The organism is Streptomyces sp. NPDC037203, assembly GCF_055605065.1.
In genome coordinates, this window is record NZ_JBVJUC010000001.1 from 439,657 (window position 1) to 462,091 (window position 22,435).

At 73.7% G+C, this 22,435-nt stretch carries 18 protein-coding genes; 11 read left to right on the forward strand and 7 right to left on the reverse strand.

Annotated elements, in window-relative coordinates; translation table 11 throughout:
• Positions 1–17 precede the first annotated feature (17 nt).
• Together ACZ7EC_RS01810 and ACZ7EC_RS01815 are read right to left on the reverse strand one after the other, a co-directional pair.
• Positions 18–2,375 (reverse strand): glycoside hydrolase family 65 protein, encoded by a 2,358-nt coding sequence (locus ACZ7EC_RS01810; protein ID WP_471056341.1) that lies wholly within the window; start codon positions 2,373–2,375, stop codon positions 18–20.
• On the reverse strand, positions 2,372–3,112 hold the full coding sequence (locus ACZ7EC_RS01815) for an HAD family hydrolase (protein WP_471056343.1): 741 nt from the start codon (positions 3,110–3,112) through the stop codon (positions 2,372–2,374). Before ACZ7EC_RS01815 ends, ACZ7EC_RS01810 begins: the two co-directional genes overlap by 4 nt.
• A gap of 85 nt (positions 3,113–3,197) precedes the next feature.
• Here ACZ7EC_RS01815 and ACZ7EC_RS01820 point away from each other — a divergent pair, with 85 nt between their 5' ends.
• From ACZ7EC_RS01820 to ACZ7EC_RS01835, 4 genes are all read left to right on the forward strand, one after another.
• Positions 3,198–3,881: a nucleoside/nucleotide kinase family protein gene (locus ACZ7EC_RS01820; RefSeq protein WP_471056346.1), complete on the forward strand. Its 684-nt coding sequence runs from the start codon at positions 3,198–3,200 to the stop codon at positions 3,879–3,881.
• 121 nt (positions 3,882–4,002) lie between these two features.
• The gene (locus ACZ7EC_RS01825) at positions 4,003–4,920 is read left to right on the forward strand and encodes a MurR/RpiR family transcriptional regulator (RefSeq protein WP_397982478.1); all 918 of its coding nucleotides are present in this window, start codon (positions 4,003–4,005) and stop codon (positions 4,918–4,920) included.
• 352 nt (positions 4,921–5,272) lie between these two features.
• Positions 5,273–5,635, forward strand: coding sequence for a hypothetical protein (locus ACZ7EC_RS01830; protein ID WP_471056349.1), 363 nt, complete (start codon positions 5,273–5,275; stop codon positions 5,633–5,635).
• 211 nt (positions 5,636–5,846) lie between these two features.
• Positions 5,847–8,363: a SpoIIE family protein phosphatase gene (locus ACZ7EC_RS01835; RefSeq protein WP_471056352.1), complete on the forward strand. Its 2,517-nt coding sequence runs from the start codon at positions 5,847–5,849 to the stop codon at positions 8,361–8,363.
• 36 nt (positions 8,364–8,399) lie between these two features.
• On the opposite strand, the gene ACZ7EC_RS01840 is transcribed toward ACZ7EC_RS01835, so the two are convergent.
• On the reverse strand, positions 8,400–8,885 hold the full coding sequence (locus ACZ7EC_RS01840; RefSeq protein WP_471056355.1) for a flavin reductase family protein: 486 nt from the start codon (positions 8,883–8,885) through the stop codon (positions 8,400–8,402).
• Positions 8,886–9,107: 222 nt separating this feature from the next.
• Between ACZ7EC_RS01840 and ACZ7EC_RS01845 the strand changes: the two genes are divergently transcribed.
• The gene (locus ACZ7EC_RS01845) at positions 9,108–11,537 is read left to right on the forward strand and encodes a polysaccharide lyase 8 family protein (protein ID WP_471056358.1); all 2,430 of its coding nucleotides are present in this window, start codon (positions 9,108–9,110) and stop codon (positions 11,535–11,537) included.
• On the opposite strand, the gene ACZ7EC_RS01850 is transcribed toward ACZ7EC_RS01845, so the two are convergent.
• Entirely contained in the window at positions 11,524–12,408 is an 885-nt protein-coding gene (locus ACZ7EC_RS01850) for an ATP-grasp domain-containing protein (RefSeq protein ID WP_471056361.1), read from the reverse strand. The genes ACZ7EC_RS01845 and ACZ7EC_RS01850 overlap by 14 nt on opposite strands.
• 372 nt (positions 12,409–12,780) lie before the next feature.
• Between ACZ7EC_RS01850 and ACZ7EC_RS01855 the strand changes: the two genes are divergently transcribed.
• The 4 genes from ACZ7EC_RS01855 to ACZ7EC_RS01870 all read left to right on the forward strand — a co-directional run bounded on the left by ACZ7EC_RS01855 (position 12,781) and on the right by ACZ7EC_RS01870 (position 18,453).
• The gene (locus tag ACZ7EC_RS01855; protein WP_471056364.1) at positions 12,781–13,938 is read left to right on the forward strand and encodes a CaiB/BaiF CoA transferase family protein; all 1,158 of its coding nucleotides are present in this window, start codon (positions 12,781–12,783) and stop codon (positions 13,936–13,938) included.
• Between the two features lie 179 nt (positions 13,939–14,117).
• Positions 14,118–14,873, forward strand: coding sequence for a TetR family transcriptional regulator (locus ACZ7EC_RS01860; RefSeq protein WP_471056367.1), 756 nt, complete (start codon positions 14,118–14,120; stop codon positions 14,871–14,873).
• A gap of 180 nt (positions 14,874–15,053) precedes the next feature.
• Complete coding sequence (locus tag ACZ7EC_RS01865) at positions 15,054–15,470, forward strand: Zn-ribbon domain-containing OB-fold protein (protein WP_471056370.1); 417 nt, start codon at positions 15,054–15,056, stop codon at positions 15,468–15,470.
• Positions 15,471–15,627: 157 nt separating this feature from the next.
• Complete coding sequence (locus ACZ7EC_RS01870; RefSeq protein ID WP_471056373.1) at positions 15,628–18,453, forward strand: alpha/beta hydrolase family protein; 2,826 nt, start codon at positions 15,628–15,630, stop codon at positions 18,451–18,453.
• Positions 18,454–18,483: 30 nt separating this feature from the next.
• On the opposite strand, the gene ACZ7EC_RS01875 is transcribed toward ACZ7EC_RS01870, so the two are convergent.
• Both ACZ7EC_RS01875 and ACZ7EC_RS01880 read right to left on the reverse strand, forming a co-directional pair.
• Positions 18,484–18,873: a PPOX class F420-dependent oxidoreductase gene (locus tag ACZ7EC_RS01875; RefSeq protein ID WP_471056376.1), complete on the reverse strand. Its 390-nt coding sequence runs from the start codon at positions 18,871–18,873 to the stop codon at positions 18,484–18,486.
• 84 nt (positions 18,874–18,957) lie between these two features.
• A complete protein-coding gene (locus tag ACZ7EC_RS01880; RefSeq protein WP_471056379.1) occupies positions 18,958–20,136 on the reverse strand; it encodes a MalY/PatB family protein in 1,179 nt (392 codons plus the stop codon).
• Between ACZ7EC_RS01880 and ACZ7EC_RS01885 the strand changes: the two genes are divergently transcribed.
• Positions 20,135–21,163: a DUF3800 domain-containing protein gene (locus tag ACZ7EC_RS01885; protein WP_471056382.1), complete on the forward strand. Its 1,029-nt coding sequence runs from the start codon at positions 20,135–20,137 to the stop codon at positions 21,161–21,163. The two genes, ACZ7EC_RS01880 and ACZ7EC_RS01885, sit on opposite strands and share 2 nt — an antisense overlap.
• A 53-nt stretch (positions 21,164–21,216) precedes the next feature.
• A complete protein-coding gene (locus tag ACZ7EC_RS01890) occupies positions 21,217–22,047 on the forward strand; it encodes an SAM-dependent methyltransferase (RefSeq protein ID WP_471056385.1) in 831 nt (276 codons plus the stop codon).
• A 55-nt stretch (positions 22,048–22,102) separates the two neighbouring features.
• Here ACZ7EC_RS01890 and ACZ7EC_RS01895 read toward each other — a convergent pair whose 3' ends face one another.
• Positions 22,103–22,288 carry a hypothetical protein gene (locus ACZ7EC_RS01895; protein WP_397982490.1) on the reverse strand — a complete coding sequence of 62 codons (186 nt, stop codon included), beginning with the start codon at positions 22,286–22,288 and terminating at the stop codon, positions 22,103–22,105.
• Positions 22,289–22,435: the final 147 nt, after the last annotated feature.

The window sequence follows — 22,435 nt, forward strand, 5'->3', positions numbered from 1 at the left end:
CTTGCGCGGGCCGGCCCTCAGGACCGCTGGTTCGGCACCCGGTGCCGCGGCTGCTGCGGTGCCGGCCGGCGAACGGCCGGGGGTACGGCGCGCACGGCCGGCTCGCTCGTGCTCACCGTCACGTCCTCACCGTGGTGCCGCAGGCTCAGCGGCGGCCCGTCGAGCAGCGCGTACGTCGTCTTGTCCGCGTCGATCTCCACCCGCAGCCTGCGGCCCCGGAACTGCACGTGGAAGGCGAGCCGGGAGAGCCGCTCGGGCAACCGGGGGGCGAAGCGCAGCCGTTCGCCGTCGCGGCGCATCCCGCCGAAGCCCGCCACCAGCGCCATCCAGGTACCGGCGAGCGAGGCGATGTGCAGCCCGTCGCGGGTGTTGTGCTCCAGGTCGTGCAGGTCCATCAGGGCCGCCTCGGCCGTGTAGTCGTAGGCGAGGTCGAGATGGCCGGTCCGGGCGGCTACGACGGCCTGGCAGCAGGCGGACAGCGAGGAGTCGCGCACGGTCAGCGGCTCGTAGTAGGCGAAGTTCCGGGCGATCTGCTGCTCGTCGTACCGCTCGCCGAACCAGGCGTCGCAGGTGTACAGCGCCAGCACCAAGTCGGCCTGTTTGACGACCTGTTTGCGGTAGAGGTCGAAGTACGGGAAGTGCAGCAGCAGCGGGTACTGGTCCGCGCGGGTGCCCTCGAAGTCCCAGCGCTGGTAGCGGGTGAACCCCGCGTGCTGTTCGTGCACACCGAGTTCGGCGTTGTACGGCACGTGCATCGCCTCGGCCGCGTCCCGCCAGGCCGCGCTCTCCTCCTCGTCCACCCCGAACCGGGCGGCCTCGCGCGGATGGCGTTCGACGGCATCGGCGGCGGCCAGCAGGTTCTGACGGGCCATCAGGTTGGTGTAGGTGTTGTCGTCGGCGACCGCGCTGTACTCGTCGGGCCCGGTGACGCCGTCGAGATGGAAGACGCCGTGCGCGTCGTGGTGGCCGAGCGAGCGCCACAACCGGGCGGTCTCCACCAGGAGTTCGACTCCGGCCTCGCGCTCGAAGGCGGTGTCGCCGGTGGCCTCGACGTAGCGGACGACGGCGTCGGCGATATCGGCGTTCACGTGGAAGGCGGCGGTGCCGGCCGGCCAGTACGCCGAGCCCTCCGGTCCCGCGATGGTCCGCCAGGGGAACGCGGCCCCGGCGAGCCCGAGTTGGGCGGCGCGTTCGCGGGCCTCGTCCAGGGTGCCGTGCCGCCAGCGCAGCGCCTCGGCGACGGCCGCGGGCGCGGTGTGCATGAGCACCGGCAGCACGAACATCTCGGTGTCCCAGAAGGCGTGCCCGTCGTAGCCGGAGCCGGTCAGGCCCTTCGCGGGTATCGCGCGCCGCTCCGCGCGGGCCCCTGCCTGGAAGACGTGGAACAGGGCGAACCGTACGGCCTGCTGGATCTCTTCGTCCCCGGTGACCTCGACGTCGGCGCGGGCCCAGAAGTCGTCCAGGCGGGCCCGCTGGTCGGCGAGGAGGCCGGACCAGCCGTCGTGGGCGGCGGCGGCGAGCGCGGCGTCGACCTGGTCGGCCATCGCGGGCAGCGAACGGGCCGCGGACCAGCCGTGGGCGACCAGCTTCTCCACCCGCAGACGCTGGCCGGGCTCCAGAACCGAGGTGACGGTCAGCCGGGCCAGATCGGTACCGCTCTCGCTGCGGGTGGTGGTGCGCTCGGGCCCGTCGACGACATGGTCGGCGGCGACGGCGACCCGCAGTCCGCTGCGCCGGGTCCGGTGCACCAGGCGCAGCCGGTTGCCCGCGGCGAGGTGGTCCTCCTGCTCCAGCGGCGACTGGAGCGCCATCGCGGCGCGCGGGTCGCCGTCGGAGCCGGGCAGACTCTCGTTGGCGACCAGTTCGGACTGGATCACCACCCGGCTGCGGGCGTCGACGGCCTCCACCTCGTACGCCACGGCGGCCACCGCGCGCTGGGTGAGCGAGACCAGCCGGGTCGAGCGGACCCGGACCGTGGAGCCGGCCGGGGAGGTCCACTCGCAGGTGCGCTCCAGCACCCCGCGGCGCAGGTCGAGGACCCGCTCGTGGGCGGTGAGGCGGCCGTAGCGCAGATCGAACGGCTCGTCGTCCACGAGCAGCCGCAGGATCTTGCCGTTGGTGACGTCGATGACGGTCTGGCCCGACTCCGGATTGCCGTACCCGGCCTCGGCGTACGGCAGCGGATGCACCTCGTGCACCCCGTTGAGGTAGCTGCCGGGCAGTCCGTGCGGCTCGCCCTCGTCCAGGTTGCCGCGCCAGCCGACATGGCCGTTGGACAGTGCGAACACGGACTCGCTCTGCGCGAGCAGGTCGAGGTCGAGGGAGGTCTCGCGGACCGCCCACGGCTCGACGGCGTACGCCCCCTGGGTGATCACCGCTTGCCTCCCAGCTCCGCGAGGTCTTCCACGACGATGCTCGCGCCGTGCGCGTACAGGGCGTCGCGCTGGCCGACCCGGTCGAGACCGACCACGTACCCGAAGCCGCCCGCGCGGCCCGCTTCCATGCCGGCCTGCGCGTCCTCGAAGACGGCCGCGCGGGACGGTTCGACGCCGAGGTCATGGGCGGCGGCAAGGAAGGTGTCGGGGTGCGGCTTGCCCGGCAGTTTCCGCTCGGCGGCCACGACGCCGTCGACGCGGACGTCGAAGAAGTGCTCGGCGTCCACGGCTCGCAGCACGTCGCGGCAGTTGGCGCTGGAGGAGACGATCGCGGTGCGCAGCCCCTCGGCGCGCACCGCCTCCAGGTAGCGCAGGGTGCCCTCGTACGCCTCGACGCCGCCGGTGCGGATCCGCTTCAGGAGCAGTTCGTTCTTCCGGTTGCCGAGGCCGTTGACGGTCAGGGCGTCCGGCGGGTCGTCCGGCGTGCCCTCCGGCAGCCGGATGCCGCGCGAGTCGAGGAAGGCGCGCACCCCGTCGGCGCGCGGGCGGCCGTCGACGTACTCGTCGTAGTCGGCGACCGCGTCGAACGGCCGCGCGTCCGGGCCCTCGTGGGAGCGCAGGAACGCGTCGAACGTCTCCTTCCACGCGGCCGCGTGCACCACGGCCGTCTTGGTGACGACCCCGTCGAGGTCGAACAGGCATGCCTGGATGTCGTCGGGCAGACCGAGCTGAGTCATACCGAGGACTGTTCCCCATGAGCCGCGCTCCAGCGAGTGTCCCACGCCACAATTTTCCCGTTCCGGGGATGACACACTCGTCTGTGTGCCACCGACGCCCGAACCTGCGCCCCCGACCTTCGACGACCTCCTCGCGCGCGCCCGCGCACTCCCCCGAGCCGGCCGGCGCGCCCTGCTCGGCATCGCGGGCGGCCCCGGCGCGGGCAAGTCCACGCTGGCCGCGCGCCTGGTGCGCGCCCTGAACGCCGACGGCCCCGCGTGGGCCGCTCACGTCCCGATGGACGGCTTCCATCTGGCCGACGCCGAACTCGACCGGCTGGGCCGCCGGGACCGCAAGGGCGCGCCGGACACCTTCGACCCGGCCGGGTACGCGGCGCTGCTGCGGCGGCTGCGCGAGGAGACCGGCGAGGTGGTGTACGCGCCCTGCTTCGAGCGGGTCCTGGAGCAGCCGCTGGCCGGCGCGATCCCGGTGCCGCCGGCCGTGCGCCTTGTGGTGACCGAGGGCAACTACCTGCTCCTCCAGGAGGGTTCGTGGGCGCGGGTGCGGCCGTGCCTGGACGAGGTCTGGTACTGCGAGCTGCCCGAGGAGGAGCGGATCCGCCGACTGGTGGCCCGGCACGTGGAGTTCGGCAAGGAGCCGGCGGCGGCGCGCGCCTGGGTGCTGGGCACGGATCAGCGCAACGCCGAGCTGGTGGCGGCGACGCGGGGGCGGGCGGATCTGCTGGTCCCGGCGGACGCGTCGGCGCCGCCGTGTCACCGGGCCGGTTAGCGGCGCCGTCCGGCGCGGCTGCCGGGCCGCGTTCCAGGTCCCTCGATCGCTGGTCAACCCGCTGGTCACGGCTTTGAGTGAGCTATGTTGAATGCTCGTGGGAGACAAAGGAGACGGACCGGTGCCCTCGCCGCAACAGGCCCGCGCACAGGCATCAGCGATCACCTCGGGCAAGACCGCGCCGGAGGCCGAGGCCGCCCCGACCTCCCAGCTGCGGGAGCTGTTCGACGGGCCCCGGCTGTCGCCGGGGCAGCGGCGGATCGCCCAGTACCTGATCGAGCACATCACCGAGGCCGCGTTCCTGTCGATCACCGAGCTGGCGGACCGGGTCGGGGTCAGCCAGCCGTCCGTCACCCGCTTCGCCGGTGCCGTCGGCTTCAGCGGCTACCCCGCACTGCGTGAGCGGCTCCAGTCGATCGCGTTGAAGGCGCTGGCCGGCGGGCCCGGCGAGCCGAACCGGGCCAACGAGCTCCAGGCGGCGGTGGACGCGGAGATCGCGAACCTGGAGAATCTGCGCCGCGACTTCGCCGACCCGGACCGGGTGATCCACGTCGGCCGCGAGCTGTCCCGCTCCACCCCGCTGACCGTGCTGGGCCTGCGTATCGCGGAGTCGCTGGCCGAGTACTTCGGGTACGCGGCGCGCCGCATCCACCCCGACGTGCGTCTGGTCACGCGCGGCGGCAGCGTGGCCTACGACGCGCTGCTGCAGTCCCGCGAGGCCGGCGGCGCCTGGGTGCTGGCGTTCGCCATGCCGCGGCACTCGCTGGAGACCCTGGAGGCGGTCCGGGTGGCGCACCACGTCGGGCTGAAGGTCGCCCTGATCACCGACCTCGCGCTCGGACCGCTGGCGGACGAGGCCGACGTCACCTTCGCCACCGGCACCGGCTCCCGGCTGGTCTTCGACTCCTACGCCGCCCCGAACATGATGGCCGCGGCGCTGCTCCAGGCGATGACCGACGCCGATCCGGAGCGCACGCAGGCGCGCCTGGAGAAGTACGAGCAGGTGTCCGACCAGCACCAGTTCTTCGTCCGGGACTGAGCCGCCCCGCACGCCGCCGGGGGCCGCGAGGTCCTGCGGCGGCACCCCCACACTCGTGAAGATCTTGCGGGCACCGAGCGCCCGTAGCCGGATCTTTCGGCCCATATCACGCATGAATGTTTTCATACGTCTTGCAAACTGCTCGGTATATATAAATACTCTGCTGGCGGATCGCCGCGCGGACATCCCGAACGCCGTCACCTACCCGGACGGCGCCCGGTGTGTCCGGTGGTGCGGCGCCCCTGTGCCGCACCACCGGGGCGGCCCCGGTCATCCCCTAGACCGGGGCCGCCCGCTTCACGTCGGACCACCCTCACGACGCCGCAGACCGGAAGTGACCATGCCCCCGACCATGCCCCTGACCAGCACGCGCGTCAGCCCCGACTGGCCCTGCCAGGTCAAGACCCCCGGTTCCTACGACTGGGAGCGCTCGGCCGCCAAGTGGCTGCGCGAGCTGATCCCCGCGCGCTACGCCAGCTACCCGGCCCTGATCCGGCACCCCGTGCTGCTCGCCCGGCACGCGCAGATCCAGGTCGAGCAGGAGATGCGGGTGGCCCGCACCGCGCTCCAGACGGCGCGGGCCGAACTTCCGATGCTCGGGCTGCCCGAGGCCGTCATCGAGCACACGATCAAGATGTACGCCGCCGAGGTGCTGCAACTCCAGCACATCGCCCGCAGCGTCCGCGCGGTCAGCACGGCCCTCGGCCGCCGCTGACGCGCACCCCGCCGGATGGCAGCCGCCCCCGCGGGCCCCGGCGGTCCGCCCCGGACGGCGACCGACCGCGGCGGACCGCCACGACGGTGACCGACCGCGCCGGGCCGCGCCGGGTCGCTCCGGCCCGCACCGGACCCGTCGCTCGGCCGAGAGGGGCGGCCGGACGGCCGTAGCTCCCCGGCCCCCCTGACAAGTGATCGAGCGCCCCCGAATGTGCGATGCTCATGGCGTGACGAGCGAGTCCGTGCCCCCGAGGGACGACCCCGGACCCGGTGCCGACAGCGCCGCGCTCGCGCGGGTCGTCGCCCGGCAGCGTGCCGAGCTGGAGCGGCTGCGCGATCTCGCCGCGACATCGGCGGTCCTCGAACGGGCCAAAGGCGCCCTGATGGCGCTCACCGGATGCGCCCCGGAGGCCGCCGACGCGGAGCTGCGCCGGCGCGCCGCGGACGGTGGGCACACCCTGCTGGAGGAGTGCTGGCTCACGCTGGGCTCCCTCCCGTCGCCCCCGCAGCAGCCGGCCGCCGCGTCCCCGGCCCCCGCGACGGCACCCGTGCCCGGCGCGTCGTCCGCTACCGGCGCGACCGCGCCCGCCGGTGGCCCGGAGATGGCGGAGGTGCTCGGCGGGATAGGGCGGGACCTGCTCCGCGTCGGCTCCCCGCACGAACTCGCCGGCTGCCTCCTGGACCACCTGGCACCGCGGGCGCGGGCCGACGCCGTGCTCCTCTACGAGCGGCGGCCCGAGGGCGGTCTCGAACTGGTCGGCCATGCCGGGGTCGACGCGGGGTACGCCGCCCGGTGGCGGCATGTGCCCCCGCTGGCCGGGGTGCCGCCGGTCGAGGCCCTGGCGACGGGCGAGCCGCTGTGGCTGGAGGACCTGGCCGCCGACCGCGCCCGTCATCTGCTGGTCGGGGACACGCCGGAGCGGTGGCCGAGCCGGGTGTGGCTGCCCGTGCCCGCCGGGGAATCCGCCCGGTTCGCGCTCGGGGTGTTGCGCCGGTACGGCGGGCCGTTCGAGCCGCGCGAGCGCCATCTGCTCATGGCCGCCGCCCGGTTGTGCGCGGGGCGGCTGCGCGCTTTCGACCCCGCGCGGGAGGCGCCCGGCGTGCCGGGCGTCGCGGAGACCGTGCAGGCGGTGTTCGACGCGCTGCCGGGTGCCGCGGTCCTGCTGACGCCGCTGCGCACCGCCACCGGCGAGGTGGCGGACTACCGGATCGACGCCGCGACCCCGCAGGCGGTCGACGTGTGCGGTCGCGGCGGGCGGGACATGGTGGGCCGGCTCATCCTGGAGAGCTATCCGTCCGTGGCGGGCGAACCGCTGTGGCAGGGCTACCTGGACACCCTGGCGACCGGGGTGCCGTTCGTAAGCGAGCCGTTCGCCTACCAGGTCACGGCGGACGGGGTGGCCGTGACCGCCACCTTCTCGGTGCGGGCCGCTCCGATGGGCTCGGGTCTGCTGGTGTCCTGGCTGCGGCACGATCTCGTGGACCGGCAGAAGCAGCGCCTCGCCGATGTGCAGCGGCTCGGCAACCTCGGCTGGGCGAACTGGGATCTGCTCCGGCGGGAGATCTCCTGGTCCGCGCAGGCGTATGCCGTCCTGGGGCGCGCCCCCGAGCAGGGGCCGCTGGAGCTGGCGGAGCTGCCGCGGCTGGCGCTGCCGCAGGACGCGGAGCCGCTCGCGGCGGCGATCGCCGGGCTGGTCAAGCGGGGGTGCCCGGTCGACGTGCCGTTCCGGGTCATGTCCTCCGAGGGCGTACGGCATCTGCGGCTGGTCGCCGAGGCCGTCAGCGAGCCGGACGGCACCCCGGCCGAGGTGCACGGCTTCGTGCAGGACCTCACCGCGCAGCGCAGCGCGGAGCTCGCCCTGGTCAAGAGCGAGCGCACCATGTCGGTGCAGCGCGGGGTCCTCCAGGCCGAACGGGCGCTCGCGGCCCGGCTCCAGCACGCCCTGCTGCCGCTGCCCAGCAAGCCGGTACTGCTGGCCGGACTGCGCGTCGAGGTCGCCTATCTGCCCGCGCAGGCCGGTATCCATGTCGGAGGCGACTGGTTCAGCGCCATCGAACTGCCCGACTCCGACGCGCTGTTCGTGGTCGGTGACGTGGCCGGGCACGGCATCGACGCGGTCGCCACCATGGCCCAGCTCCGGTTCACCGCGAAGGGGATGGTCAGCACCGGCACCTCGCTCACCGTCGCGCTGGCGCGCCTGAACCATCTGCTGCTGCACTCCCGTGACAGCCGGATGACGGCCACCATGATCATGGCCCGCTACGATCCGGACCGCCAGCTCCTCGCCTGGGCCCAGGCCGGGCATCCGCCGCCGCTGCTGGTGCGCGGCGGCGAGGTGCGCTATCTCGACCGCCCCGGCGGCCTGTTGCTCGGCGCCAGCGCGGACCCGTACTACGAGTCGGCGGAGTTGCGCCTGGAACCCGGTGACCGGCTGCTGCTGTACACCGACGGTCTGATCGAGCGGCCCGGCGAGGGCCTGGACGCGGGTCTGGACCGGCTCGCGCGGGCGGTGCGCGCGCATGGCGAGGACGGGTCCGGCTCCCTGGAGGCCGTGCTCGCGGCGATGCTGGTGGACGAGTGGCGGGACGATGTGTGCGTGGTGGACATCCGGATGCCGGCGCGGGTGGAAGGCCGTACGCAGGAGGCGGTCGACGCGGTGGAGGCGGCAGACGCGGCGGACATCGGGGACGAGGGGATCTGGACTGCGGGGGCCGGGGGCCCGTAGAGAGGCCGGGTGTCTCGGGGAGGGGGCGCGCGGGGGTCAGTCCACGGGGTGGCCGGCCTCGATGCCGACCGCGTCGGACAGCCGGAGCAGGGGGCCCGCCCGGCCCTCGCCCCACTCCACGGGGTCGAGGACGAAGCCGACGTGGTCCCCGCCGTCGACGCGGTGCAGGATGGTGCCGACGAACCAGGCCGCCGCGGCACCGAGGACGGCCGCGCCGCCGGGCCCCGGTGTCCAGTCGAGACCCGCGAACTTGTCGGTGTCGTCCCCGCTTCGGCCGCCGAAGCGTTCCGCGAGGGCCCGCTGGTCGCGGGTGAGCAGGTGTACGGCGAGGTGGTGCGCGGCGCCGGCGACGCGGTAGGTGTGGTTGGCCTTGGAGAGCCACACGGTGAACCGGGGCGGCTGGATGGAGCACTGCGAGGCGAAGCCGACCAGACAACCCGCGCGTTCACCCCCGGCCACCGCCGTGACCACGCACATGTCGGGGTCGAGCCGCCCCACGAAACCGTCCTCCGCTCGCGTCATGCCGCTCCGCTCCGTCCGCCGTCGCTTTCCACCGTGCCGGCCGCCGTGTCCGCACGGCGGTCGCCTCGCGACCCATCGTCGCGTGCGGTGGTGTTCCCCGCACGCCGCCGGCGAATCGTCCCATCGCTGCGACGCGCCCACCCGGCCCGCCGAAACGATCGGACGATCGCCCGGAACGCGCCTATTGAGGGTGCGAGTAAGCGCGTGCTAGAAAGCGCCGTCATGACGACTCCTTGGTCACGTCGTGGATTCCTGGCCGTCTGCTCCGGTACCGCCGCCGCCCTGGGAGTGGGCGCCGCCGTCCCGGCCTCCGCGGCGCCCGCGTCCGCAGCCGCACCGGACGAGTTCGCCGCCCTGCGCGCGAAGTGGCGCACGCTGATCCTCGGCGAGGGCTTCGATCCCGCCGCCGAGCCCTTCGCCTCCCGTCTGGCCGGTCTGGGCGGCACGGCACGGCGGTACCTCGCCGCCATGTCCCCCGCGGCCGGATCGCTGTGGCCCGACCTGCCGTACGCCGACCAGGACCCGCAGTCGTACGTCTTCTCGGGCAACATGAGCACCAGCTACACCCGGCTGAGCACCCTCGCGCAGGCGTACAGCCAGCCCGGCACCGGCCTGACCGGAGACGCGGACCTGCGCGACGCCGTCCGCACCGGCCTCGACCACCTGCACGACGACGTGTACCACGCCGGCCAGGTGCGGTACGGCAACTGGTGGAGCTGGCAGATCGGCGCCCCGCAGGCGCTGCTGGACGTGTGCGTGCTGCTGTACGACGCGCTGCCGGCCGACCGGCTCGCCGGTTACCTCGCCGCGGTGGACCACTTCGTGCCCGACTCGGCGGTGGGCAGCTACAGCGGTACGAGCACGGGCGCCAACCGGGTGGACCTGTGCCGGGTGCTGGCGCTGCGCGGGGCGGTCGGGGCGGCCGGGGCGAAGGTGGCGCTGGCCCGCGACGCCCTGTCCCCCGTCTTCCCGTACGTCTCCTCGGGTGATGGTCTGCACGCCGACGGCTCCTTCATCCAGCACACCTGGGTGCCGTACACCGGCTCGTACGGTTCGGTGTTCCTGGGCGGTCTGGGGATGCTGTTCGCGCTGCTGGCCGGGTCGGACTGGGAGGTGACGGACGGGAACCGGACGATCGTGTTCGACGCGGTCGAGAGAGCCTGGGCGCCGTTCCTCTACAACGGCCTGGTCATGGACGGCGTCGCGGGCCGCGCGGTCAGCCGGGGCCTGTCCGCCGGCGATCCGGCGCAGGTGCAGCAGGACGATCATCTGCGCGGCCATCCCATCCTCGCCGCCATCGTGCTGCTCGGGCAGGGCACGAGCGCGGACCGGAACGCGCGCTGGCGTGCCCTGGTGAAGGGCTGGATGCGGCGCGACCACTACCGGCCGCCGCTCGCGGATCCGGTGCTCAGCCTGCCGAACCTGGCCCTGCTGCGGGGAGTCGAGGACGATGCGACGGTGCGGGCGGTCCCGGAGCCGACCGGGCACCGCCTGTTCCCGGCGATGGCGCGGGCCACGCACCGCCGGCCCGGCTGGGCGGCCGCGCTGAGCATGGCGAGCAGACGGATCGCGTACTACGAGTCCGGCAACGGCGAGAACCCGCGCGGCTGGCACACCGGTTCCGGAATGCTCTACTGGTGGGGCGACACGTTCGCCAACGACCAGTACAGCGACGCCTTCTGGCCGACCGTCGACCCCTACCGGCTGCCCGGCACGACCGTCTCGCGCAAGGTGCTGGCCGACGGGGCGGGCGGCGACTGGGGCGCGGCCCGGCCGGAGGCGGACTGGGTGGGCGGCGCGACGGACGGCCGGCGGGCCGCGGTCGGCCAGCACCTCAAGGGCCTCCAGTCGACACTGGTCGCGAAGAAGTCGTGGTTCTTCCTGGACGACACGGTGGTCTGCCTGGGCGCCGGCATCTCCTGCACCGACGGGACGGCCGTGGAGACGACGGTCGAGAACCGCAACCTCGGCGCGGCCGGCGGCGCGGTGTTCACGGTGGACGGCAGGACGGAACCGGCCGGCTATCCCTGGTCGCAGACGCTCACCGCCGCCGGCTGGGCGCACATCGGCGGGCACGGCGGATACGTCTTCCCCGGCGGGGCGACGGTGCGGGCGCTGCGGGAGGCGCGGGAGGGCAGCTGGAGTTCGATCAACTCGGGTGGATCCACAGGCGTGTTGAGCAGGAAGTACCTGACGATGTACGTCGATCACGGCATCGATCCGGCGAACGCCTCGTACGCCTACCTGCTCATGCCGGGCGCGAGCGCGGCGCGAACGCGCGCACGATCGGCGGACCGGCACTGGCTGACCGTCCTGGCCAACACGAGGGGGCAGCAAGGCGTTTCGGTCCGTTCGCTCGGCTTCACCGGGGTGAACTTCTGGTCCGGTGGAACGGTCGGACCGCTCACCGCGAGCGATCCGTGCTCCGTGATGATCAGCGAGGCGGCGGACGGCGGCGCGGTGATCGCGGTGAGCGATCCGATGCTCATGCGTACCGGTCTGACGGTGACCTGGCGGCGTCCGGTCGCCTCGGTCACCTCCGCACCGGCCACGCTCGCTTCGGCCGCGACGGGCACGTCGCTCACGCTGACCTTCGGCGACCTCACCGGTACGGCGGGAACCACCCAGGTGATCACCGTCAGGCTGCGCTGACCGCCCCGGCCGCTGCGTCCGCTCCCGCCTCGCCCGCCACACCCGCACCCTGTATGAACCGGCTCAGCGACGCCGTGAACGCGCCGACGAAGGCGTCCCTGTCCTCCTCCGGCAGGGCCTCCAGCGAAAGGTAGGGGTTGAGGTCCTCCAGTTCGACCAGCAGGAGGCCGTCGTCGGGGGCGCGGCAGGCGTCGACGCGCTGGATGCCGTGGCCGAGGTCGTTCCAGTCGATGAAGCGCCGGGCGAACTCCAGGTCGGCGGCGGTCGCGGCGTACGGCTTCAGCTCCCAGCGGCGGCGCGGGTCGGGCGCGTAGAGGGCGTACTGGAAGTCGTCGTCCACGAAGTAGAAGGAGACCTCGTAGGCGAAGTCGATGTGCGGCTGGATCAGGACGTCGTCCCCGGCGTGCGCGTCGAGGCGGGTGGCGGGGACGATGCGCAGGCCGAGGGAGTCCGCGCCGAGCCGGGGCTTGACGACGTAGCGGTGCGCGGGCGGTAGCCGGTGCACGTCCGTCAGGCGGTCGACGGTCGGGATCACCGGGTACCCGGCGGCGGTCAGGTCGAGGAGGTACTGCTTGCCGGCCATGTCCGCCTTGCCGGTGAGCGGGTTGTACACCCGGCTGCCGTGTGCCAGCGCCCGCGCGCGGAAGGAGTCGTAGGCCTGCTGGTAGCCGAGGACGGGGCCGCTGTTGCGGATGACGACGGCGTCGTGGCCGTCCAGCAGGGCCGCCGCGTCCAGCGGGTGGCACAGGGCGAGGTCGAAGTGGGCGCGCAGCCGGGAGGTGAGGAAGATGTCCTCGTCGCAGTAGCGGCGCCCGCGGGCCTGGTACGCCAGGTCGGTGACGTAGAGAACACGGGGGCGAGCGGCGGGCATGCGGGTCTCCTTGGGCGGCGCGGGGGTCGGACCGTTCGGGCGCAGAAAGGTTACGCCTGATCGATCGCGCCCTTTCGATCACGTCCTTTCGGCCACCTGCGGTTCCGCTCACCGCGCGGCGCCATCGACAGACCGGCGCACAACGGCCCCCCGGAGCAGGCCATTTCGTCCAGTGCGTGACCGGGGCCGCCGCCCCCACAATGGCCGCCTCAGCCAGGCCGTCGGCACGCCGCGGGGTACCCCGGCATGCGGACGGCGTGCCGAAGGGAGTGACGATTTGCGGTCCATCGCAGGCGACGGGCGGGGGCGGGCCGGCACGGTCCGGCGGCCCCGGCGCACCGGGTATCCGCACGGCTCCGGAAGGACGACGCCATGAGTGCCGCCGAGCCGCCGCTGCCGCTGAGCGGCGTGCTCGTCGCCGACTTCGGGCGGGTGCTCGCCGCGCCGTACGCGACGATGCTCCTCGCCGATCTGGGCGCCGATGTGATCAAGGTCGAGCATCCGGCGGGCGGTGACGACACCCGTGCCTGGGGCCCGCCGCACGCGCACGGCGAGGCCACCTATTTCCTGTCCGTCAACCGCAACAAGCGTTCGGCCGCCCTGGACCTGCGCGAGGCGGCCGACCGGCGCCGCGCCGCCGAACTGGCGCGCCGCGCCGACGTGTTGTTCGAGAACTTCCGGCCGGGGACGCTGCGCAGGCACGGGCTCGGCTACGACGACGTGCGCGCCACCAATCCGGGCATCGTGTACTGCTCGATCACCGGGTTCGGGTCCGGGCCGGGGGCCGCGCTGCCCGGATACGATCTGCTGATCCAGGCCGTGGGCGGGCTGATGAGCGTCACCGGGCCCGCGCCGGGCGAGCCGGTGAAGACCGGGGTGGCGCTGGTGGACGTGCTCACCGGGCTGCATGCCGCGGTCGGGGTGCTGGCCGCGCTGCGGCACCGGGACGCGACCGGCGAGGGGCAGCTGATCGAGGTGGATCTGCTGAGGACCCTGCTGTCGAGCCTGGTCAATCAGTCCGCCGGCTACACCCTGGCCGGCCGGGTGCCGGGCGTCATGGGCAACCGGCACCCGTCGATCGCACCGTACGAGGTGTTCCGGGCCGCGGACCGGCCGCTGGTGATCGCCGTCGGGAACGACCGCCAGTTCGCGGCGCTCTGCCGTGGCCTCGGCGCCCCGGAACTGGCCGGCGACGCGCGGTTCCTCACCAACGCCGACCGGGTGGCCCATGTGGACGAACTGGCGGAGGAACTGGGCGCATTGCTGGCGGTCCGCACGGCCGCCGAGTGGTTCGAGCGGCTCACGCCGCTCGGTGTCCCGTGCGGTCCGGTCAACGACATCGCCCAGGCGTTCGCCCTCGCCGACCGGCTGGGTCTCGCGCCCCGCGCCCCGGTCGAGGGGGGCGACGGAACGGTGCTGGATCTCGTCGCCAACCCGATCTCGCTGTCCCGCACCCCGCCCCGCTACGACCGCCGCCCGCCCCGTCTCGGCGAGCACACCGGGGAGATCGCCGACTGGCTGGACCGCTGACCCGGCGGTCCGGTGCGGGCCGCCGGGCCACTGCGCCCACAGCCGTGTCGGGTATGTCCCCTCCCCGCGATCGCTCCTGAGTGCCAACGCGCGTCCCGTACAGCACTCAGTTCCCTAAAATCTCCACACTCGCTGCACCGAGTGTCACAATACTGGTCCGGGTGCTACGTTCCCGTGCCATGAGTTCCAGCAGTGCGGCGCCGGCCGCCAAACCGCCGATGCGGGACGCCCTGGTCGCGGCGGCCTTCCGGCTTTTCTCGGAACACGGCTACGAGCAGACCACGGTGGACGACATCGTGGCCCTGGCCGGAGTCGGCCGGCGCTCCTTCTTCCGGTACTTCCCCGCCAAGGAGGACGTGGTCTTCCCCGACCACGAGCGCTGCCTCGCCGAGATGACCGCCTTCCTCGCGGCGGGCGGCGCGGAGTGCGACCCGGTGCGGCGGGTGTGCGACGCGGCCCGGATGGTGCTGCACATGTACGCGGAGAACCCGGCGTTCTCCGTGCAGCGCTACCGCCTCACCCGGCAGGTGCCGGGCCTGCGGGCGTCCGAACTGTCGGTGGTGTGGCGGTACGAGCGCGCGATGGCCGGTTATCTGCGCGGCCGGTTCGCCGGACGGCCCGACGGGACGCTGCGGGCCGATGTCATCGCGGCCGCGGTGGTCGCCGCGCACAACAACGCCCTGCGCTCGTGGCTGCGTGCGGACGGGCGAGGAGACGCGGTGGCGGCGCTGGATCACGCGCTCGCGTACGTGCAGCGGGAGTTCGGGCACCCGGACGAACCGGCGCCGGGCGCCCGCGGCCCCGTGTGGCTCGGCTCCGCGCCGGACGACGCGGACGCCCCGCGCCCCGACGACGTCCTGGTCCTCGTCACGCGCAGGGACGCCCCGCTGTGGCGGGTGGTGCGAGAGCTGGAGACGGCACTGGACCGCGGCTGAGCGTCCGGCACCACGGAGGCGCACGGGCCACCGCCGGGCCAATTCCGGGGTACCGAGTACCTTTACGGGTGACACTGCGTGCCATACCCTGTCGGTCATGCGCGGCGGCCAGGCCGCCGGGCGCACGCGTGCACGGGACGCGCACGCGGGATTCCGGCCGAGTGCAGGGAGTTGACCAGGATGTACCAGCACACAGTGAGCGCCCCGCAACCGGCGGCCGGCTCCGCGGCGGGTGTGCTCGATCCCGCCCCCGCGGACGCCGGGGACGCCCTTCACTTCCAGCGCTGCACCTGGTGCGGCACGGCGATGTACCACCGGCTGCTGTGTCCGGTGTGCCAGGGCAGTGACCTGCGCACCGAGCGCAGCGAGGGGATCGGCACCGTCCGCCACTCCACGATCGTGCACCGCAACACCCCGGCGGCGCGCAACGTCTCGCTGATCGAGATGGCCGAGGGCTTCGTCGTGCGGGGCCGGGTGATGGGTCCGCCGGTCGGCGTCCACAGCGGCGACCGGGTGCGGCTGTCGACCGCCAAGGACCCGGTGCGCGGCGAGCCGGTCTTCCAGCTGCTGGACGAGCCGTACCGGGCCTGGACCTGACACTCCCGCACACCCCGCTTCCCCGCGTCCGGTTCCCGCCCATGTGATCGATTCACTTCTCCCCCACAGGCAACCCACAGACTCCGCGCTCCGTCCTCCGGGAGCGAGGGGTCTCGGGTGGGCCGGGGCTCCCGAGGTCGGGGGTCGAGGAGGAACTGTGGTCCGTGCCCGGCGTATATGGGTCACCGCTGCCGCGTTGTGCGCGGTGGCGGGTGTGTCTCCAGGGGTGGCGGTCGCCCAGGGCCGACCACCGTCGGCGACCGCCGCGTCGGCGTCGCCGGACGGTCGCGGGGCGCTGCCGCCGGGCTGGCGGCTGACCGGTGTGGGCTCGGGGACCCGGCTGGAGTGGCGGTCCGACCAGCCGGTGCCGGTGGGTGACGCACGGATCGAATTCCGTTCGGGCGGGCGCCTGTTGGGCGTGCCGGAGCAGGACGCGGACGGGCGCACCTTCCGGCTGCCGCTCGACCGGGCGGCGGACGGAGCCCACGGGCCGGCCGGGCTCGGACGGCTCGACGGGCTCCAGGTCTGGGCCGGTGGCCGCCGGCTGGACGGCCGTACGAGCGGCGCGGCGCCCGCATCGCCCGCCTCCCCCGCGGCCCCCGCCGCACCGGGCAAGCCGGCCCTCCCGCCCCCGCTGCCCGCGAACGGTGTCGATCCGGGCAAGGCGGGCTCCTACCGCACCAGGACCGGCGAGTACACGCTGGAGTCGGTGCGGCTGCCCGGCTTCGCGCAGCCGGTGGAGATGCGCGCGGTGGTCGTCGCCCCCGTCGGCGCGACGGGCAAGCGTCCGCTCGCGCTCTTTCTGCACGGCCGCCACGCCAGCTGCTACCGGGGCGCCGACATCACCATCGACTGGCCCTGCAAGCCGGGTTACCAGCCGGTGCCGAGCTACCGTGGCTATCTGCGCGACCAGCGACTGCTGGCCTCCCAGGGCTACCTGACGGTGTCGATCGCGGCGAACGGCGTCAACGGGCAGGACGGCGACGCGGAGGACGGCGGCGCCCAGGCGCGCTCCTCCCTGGTCCGGCTCCACCTCGCCCACTGGGCCGACTGGGCGCAGAACCCCGAGTCGGCACCGGCGATCGTCCGTTCGGCACCCCGTGCCGACCTGTCGCGGGTCCTGCTCGTCGGGCACTCGCGGGGCGGCGAGGGCGTCAACCGGGCTGCCCTGGACAGCCTTTACCCGCCGCCCGCCGACCAGGACGGCTACCACGGCGCGGTGCGCTGGACCGTGCGCGGCATGGTGCTCATCGGCCCCACGGTCTTCGGCCAGAACCCGGTGCCGGACGTGCCGTCGGTGTCGGTGCTGCCGGGCTGCGACGGCGATGTCTCCGACCTGGAAGGCGAGTTGTACGTCGACGGGACGCGCGCGGTCAGCGAGGGCACCGCGCTGCACAGTGCGGTGTACGTCGTCGGCGCCGACCACAACTTCTTCAACTCCGAGTGGACGCCCGGCACCTCGGCGGCGCCCGCCGAGGACGACTTCTACGACGACCCGGACCATCCGGACCCGGTGTGCGGCAAGCGCGCCCCGACCCGGCTCAGCGCCGACCGCCAGCACCGGGCCGGTTCGGTGTACATCGCGGCGGCCGCGCGGCTGTTCGTGGCCGGCGACGACCGGGTGCGGCCGCTGCTGGACGGCTCCGGCAGGCGGGCACCGTCGGCAGATCCGGCGCGAGTCCTCAGCCACGCGGTGGGGGCGCGCCGCGGCGGCGGGTTCCTGCCGGACGGCGGGGTCTCGGTGAGCGGCGGCAGGCTGTGCGCCGCCGTGGATCCCAGCCCGGCCAGGCGCTGCCTCGGCGACGACGCGGGCGGCTCCTCGCCGCACTTCGCGCAGTGGGGCACCGACCGGGAGGCCGGCCGGCGCGCGATCGCGCTGCGCTGGACGCACACCGGCGCCCGCACGCGGGTGACCGCACAGCGGCCGCTGTCCCTGTCCGGCGCCGACGACCTGGCGCTGCGGCTGTTCGTGCCGCCCAACTCCCGTGGCACCCAGTTCGATGTGACGCTCACCGACACCGCCGGGCACCGGGCCGTGCTGGGCCAAATCCACGCCGACGGGCTGCCCGGCAGCGAGCGGACCGCCTCCTACTGGGCCCGTGAGTACCGGGTTCCGCTGGCGGCCGCCGCCCGTGCCCATGTCGACCTGCGTTCGGTCAAGTCGATGGAGCTGACGGCGCGTTCGGCGGCCGGGTGGGCCTGGCTCGTCGACGCGTGGGGCTGGCGTCCGGGGACGCCCGCGGTGCGCGCGGCGGCGCTGCCGCGCGTGGACCTCGGCCGGCTGACCGTACCCGAGGGCGACTCGGGCACCCGCACCTATCACGTGCCGGTCCGGGTGTCGGGGCACGGCAGCGGGCAGGTCCGCGTCTACGTCCTCGACCCGGCCACCGGCCACGCCGCGGCCCGGCTGGTCACGGTGCGTCCGGGCGGCCACGACATCGACGTGCCGGTCGAGGTCGTGGGCAACACCCGCTACGGCACGGACGTGACGTACGACGTGCTGGTCAAGGCGGTGCACGGCGCCGTCGTCGGTTCCTACAGCGGCGGCATCACCGTGCACGACGACGATCCCGCGCCCACCATGACCGTCACCCCGCTCGCGGACCGCGTCACAGAGGGCCGTTCGCTCAGCTGGCGCGTCTCGCTGTCGGAGCCGGTCGACGTGGACATGAGCGCCGGGTTCCGCGCGACCGCGCCGGCCGCCGGTCCCGAGCTGTCCACCAAGGACGTCTCCGCGGCCTGGCTGCGCGACGTCTCCGGTGAGACCCCGGACCCGGAGCGCCCGTTGTCCAAGGTGAACGGCCTCTACCTGTGGGTCGACATCCCCGCGCACCGGACGAGTACGGTCATCACGGTCCCCACCGTCAAGGACAAGGCCGCCGAGCCCGCGGAGTCGGTCCGGTTCGAGCAGACGGACGACATGACGGGTGAACCACGGCCGAACGGACTGGTGTTGGAGGGTTCGGTGCTGAACGCCCCCTGATCCGCCGGTGGTTCCGGGTGGCCCCGCCCGTCAGGCGCCGAGGGTCACCCGGATGCCGACCGTGCCGCCGGTGCCGCGCCGCAGCCTGCTGCCCAGGAGGGTGAGGCGGCCGAGAATGCCGTACTTGCGGGCGATCAGGGCGCGGTAGCGGGCGGTGGTGGCCGGGTCGGTGATCTCGGCGGTGGCGGGGAACTGGTCGCCGGTGGGGTTGCCGCGCACGTCGCAGGGGCCGGCGAGGACGCCGGGGCGGTTGCGGATGCGTCTGACCTTGTGGCTGTCGGCGGTGGTCCAGACGCCGAGGCCCGCGCCGTCCCGGACCACCCACACGGGGGTGGCCACGGGGGTGCCGTTCTGTCGGTAGCTGGTGAGCAGCAGGTACTTTCCGGCGGCGAGCCGGGCCGTGCGCGCTTCGTCGTCCATGACGGGAGTGTAGGGCCTCTCGCATGGATCAGGCCGGGCTCGCGGGGTCCGGCCTGATCCATGCGAAAGGCCCTGGGCTTCCGGTCAGTTCAGGGCGGCGGCCATGCGGTGTACCGCCTCGGTCAGGATGTCCGGCGAGGTGGCGAGGTTGAGGCGGGCGTGGCCCGCGCCGCCGGTGCCGAACGGGGGGCCGGCCGAGAGGGCGACCCGGCCCCGGTCCAGGAAGATCCGGGCGGGGTCGTCGCCGAGGCCGAGGGCGCGGCAGTCCAGCCAGGCGAGATAGGTGGCCTCGCCGGGGTGTGCGCGGACCGCGGGCAGGTGCTCGGCGAGCAGGGCGTCCAGCAGGCGGCGGTTGGCGCGGATCCCGGCGAGCAGGGCGTCGAGCCAGCCGGTGGCCTCGCGCAGGGCGGCGGTGTGCGCGATGATCGCGACATGGCTGGCCCCGTGGCCGACCTCCTCGGGCAGGCGGGCGAGATCGGCGGCGGCCTCCGGACCGGCCAGGGCGAGGGCGGCCTTGAGGCCCGGCAGGTTCCAGCCCTTGGAGGCAGACATGAGCGAGAGGCCCCGCGCGGCGGCGGGCAGGCCGAGGTAGGGCACGAAGGCGGTGCCGGGGTCGGTGAGCGGAGCGTGGATCTCGTCCGCGACGACCCGCACGCCGTGGCGTTCGGCCAGTTCGGCGACGGCGGTCAGTTCGTCGGCGGTGTGCACGGTGCCGGTGGGGTTGTGGGGGCTGCACAGCAGGTAGGCGGCGCGTCCCCCGCCTGCCGTGGCCCGCCGGAAGGCGTCCTCCAGTGCCGCCGGGTCGAGGCGCAGGTCCGCGCCGAGCGGGGCCTCCACCACGCGCCGGTCCATATGGGTGAGGAACGCGAAGAACGGCGGGTACACCGGCGGATTGACGATCACCGGATCGCCCGCTCCGGTCACCAGCTTGATCATTTCGACCACTCCGAGCATGACGTCCGGAACGATCGCCGTCCGGTCGGCGGTGATCCCGTCCCAGTGCCAGCGCCGGGCCGCGAAGGCGGCGAGTGCCTCGGCATAGGCGGTGCCGGCCGGGTACCCGGTGTCACCCGCGGCGAGCGCGTCGGTGACGGCGCGGACGACGGGCGGGGCGAGGGGGACGTCCATCTCGGCCACCCACAGCGGGAGGACGTCCTCGGGGTAGGTGCGCCACTTCATGCTCGTACGACGGCGCAGCCGCTCCAGGTCGAGCGCGCGCAGCGGGTCCGGTTCGCCGGCGGTGTCGTGCGGGAAGCTGGTCATGAGGCACAAGATAGGGGGCAGCGCGGTGGGCCGGTACGGGGCCAAGGAGGCGGGCGGGGCCGTGGCGCACCGCCGGGAGGTCGCCTGTGACGAGTCGGGGTCGGACGGCGAGAACCTGACCGGCGGCAACACGGAGGTGTTCGCGCACGCGAGCGTGGCGCTGCCGGTGGACGCGGCGGCGGAGTGCGTCCGGGAGATCCGGCACCGGATCCGTTCGCCCGCCGAGGAGTACAAGGCGAACCATCTGCTGCGGGAGAAGCACCGGGCGGTGCTGGAGTGGCTGCTGGACGAGTCGGGCCCGATCCACGGGTACGCCCATGTCGAGCTGACGGAGAAGGCGTACCTCGTGGTGGAGCGGACCGTCGCCCTGCTGCTCGGGGACGCGGCCGAGGCCGGGCCGCTGTACCGGGACGGCCCCGGCACCTTCGGCGGGCCGGACTGGCAGGAGTTCCTGCGCGCGGCGAACCGTCTGCTGCGCGTGCGCCCCGGCGGCGATCCGCTCACCGTCGTCGATCACTTCTTCCGTACGATCGACACGCTCGCGCGGGCCCGGCCCGGCACCGGGGCGGCAGGCATCCTGCGCCGGCTGTCCGCGGCCCGTCCCCGCGCCGCCGCCTACCGGGAGCGGGTCCGGGTCACCCCGCCGCTGTTCCCGGTCCTGAACCCCCTCTTCCCGGCGATCCGGCGCACGGCCGGGTGGTGGAGTGCCGGCGGGTTGCCGGTGACACTGGTCCACGATCAGCAGAACGCGCTGACACCGGGCCGGATCGCGGCGATCGTGCAGGGCGCCCGGCGCGACGGGATCGCGCTCGACGGCCTGCGGCTGGTCGACTCCCGCGACGACGCCCGTGTGCAGATCGCCGATTTCCTGGCCGGTGTCGCCCGCAGGATCGCCTCCGACCGGCTGGCCGGCGGCGGCGACCCGTTCCTGATCGCGGCCCTGCGCCCCTACACCGGCGGCTGGGCACCCGCGGGCGCGCCACCGGAATGGGGCGGACCGGCGGCACGGGTCAACTCGGGGGATTAGATTGCGCCTTGAAGGTTGAGATAACTCCTCCAGTCACCCAGGAGCTGACGCACGTGACCGACAACCCCGCAGCCACCAACGACGTGGCGGTGTCGCTGCGCGCCCGTATCAACACCAGCCAGCCGCACACGGCGCGGATCTGGAACTACTGGCTCGGCGGCAAGGACAACTACGAGGTGGACCGGGCGGCCGGCGACCAGATCCGCCGGCTGCATCCGGGCATCGGGGAGTACGCGCGCGCGGACCGGCTGTTCCTGGGCCGGGCGGTGCGGCATCTGGTCGAGAAGGAGGGCGTCCGCCAGTTCCTGGACGTCGGTACCGGGCTGCCCACCGCCGACAACACGCACGAGGTCGCCCAGCGCATCGCGCCGGAGTCGCGGATCGTGTACGTGGACAACGACCCGCTGGTCCTCACGCACGCGCGGGCCCTGCTGACGAGCACGCCACAGGGCCGTACCGACTACCTGGACGAGGATCTGCGCAATGTGGACGCGATCCTCGAACACGCGGCGAGAACCCTGGACTTCAGCGAGCCGGTCGCGCTGATACTCCTCGGCGTGGTGATCTTCATCGGGGACGACGACGAGGCGTACGGGCTGGTGCGGACGCTGATGGACCGCCTTCCGGCGGGCAGCCATCTGGTGCTGTCGCACACGGTCACGCATCCGTCGATGCCGGATGTGGACGAGGCGGTGAAGTTCTGGAACGAGCACGGCACGCCGAAGCTGACCCAGCGCACACCGGCGGACGTGGCGCGGTTCTTCGACGGTCTTCAGCTGCTGGAGCCGGGTGTGGTCTCCTGCTCGCGCTGGCGCCCGGAGCATGACAACGGGGCCGAGCCGGAGGAGGTCGCGATGTTCGGCGGGGTGGCCCGCAAGGACTGAGGAGGGGTCGGGAACCCGCGACGCCCGAGGGCGGTCGCGGGTTCGCGCGGTGAGGTCAGACGCCCCGGTACGGCCGTGGGGCCGCGGCGGCCCATTCCATCACGAGGCGCTGGTACTGCTTGCGCTGCTCGGTGGTCAGCGTCCCGCCCGATCGGCGCCACAGGGCCCGGATCTCCTCGTTGACCTCCGCGGCCGATCGCTCGGAGGCGGCTTCAAGAGTGGTGGACATGCTGTGAAGCATATGCTGATCGGCGTGAAGGCGCTGTGAGTAAGTGCACCCGATACGGACATTTCGGACCGTGTTGCTCATCACGTCGATGTGTCAAGCGGTGACCGGGAGTTCACACCCGACCCTCACCCGGCGGCCCCGGTGCGGCCGCCGGGTGAG

Excerpts from the sequence above, each read along its gene's own strand:
- ACZ7EC_RS01865 (WP_471056370.1), top strand. The coding sequence starts at position 15,054 with ATGTACCAGCACACAGTGAGCGCCCCGCAACCGGCGGCCGGCTCCGCG.
- ACZ7EC_RS01860 (WP_471056367.1), top strand. The coding sequence starts at position 14,118 with ATGAGTTCCAGCAGTGCGGCGCCGGCCGCCAAACCGCCGATGCGGGAC.
- ACZ7EC_RS01835 (WP_471056352.1), top strand. The coding sequence starts at position 5,847 with ATGTGCGATGCTCATGGCGTGACGAGCGAGTCCGTGCCCCCGAGGGAC.
- ACZ7EC_RS01845 (WP_471056358.1), top strand. The coding sequence starts at position 9,108 with ATGACGACTCCTTGGTCACGTCGTGGATTCCTGGCCGTCTGCTCCGGT.
- ACZ7EC_RS01875 (WP_471056376.1), bottom strand. The coding sequence starts at position 18,873 with ATGGACGACGAAGCGCGCACGGCCCGGCTCGCCGCCGGAAAGTACCTG.
- ACZ7EC_RS01895 (WP_397982490.1), bottom strand. The coding sequence starts at position 22,288 with ATGCTTCACAGCATGTCCACCACTCTTGAAGCCGCCTCCGAGCGATCG.
- ACZ7EC_RS01880 (WP_471056379.1), bottom strand. The coding sequence starts at position 20,136 with ATGACCAGCTTCCCGCACGACACCGCCGGCGAACCGGACCCGCTGCGC.
- ACZ7EC_RS01840 (WP_471056355.1), bottom strand. The coding sequence starts at position 8,885 with ATGACGCGAGCGGAGGACGGTTTCGTGGGGCGGCTCGACCCCGACATG.
- ACZ7EC_RS01850 (WP_471056361.1), bottom strand. The coding sequence starts at position 12,408 with ATGCCCGCCGCTCGCCCCCGTGTTCTCTACGTCACCGACCTGGCGTAC.
- ACZ7EC_RS01815 (WP_471056343.1), bottom strand. The coding sequence starts at position 3,112 with ATGACTCAGCTCGGTCTGCCCGACGACATCCAGGCATGCCTGTTCGAC.
- ACZ7EC_RS01855 (WP_471056364.1), top strand. The coding sequence starts at position 12,781 with ATGAGTGCCGCCGAGCCGCCGCTGCCGCTGAGCGGCGTGCTCGTCGCC.
- ACZ7EC_RS01830 (WP_471056349.1), top strand. The coding sequence starts at position 5,273 with ATGCCCCTGACCAGCACGCGCGTCAGCCCCGACTGGCCCTGCCAGGTC.
- ACZ7EC_RS01885 (WP_471056382.1), top strand. The coding sequence starts at position 20,135 with ATGAGGCACAAGATAGGGGGCAGCGCGGTGGGCCGGTACGGGGCCAAG.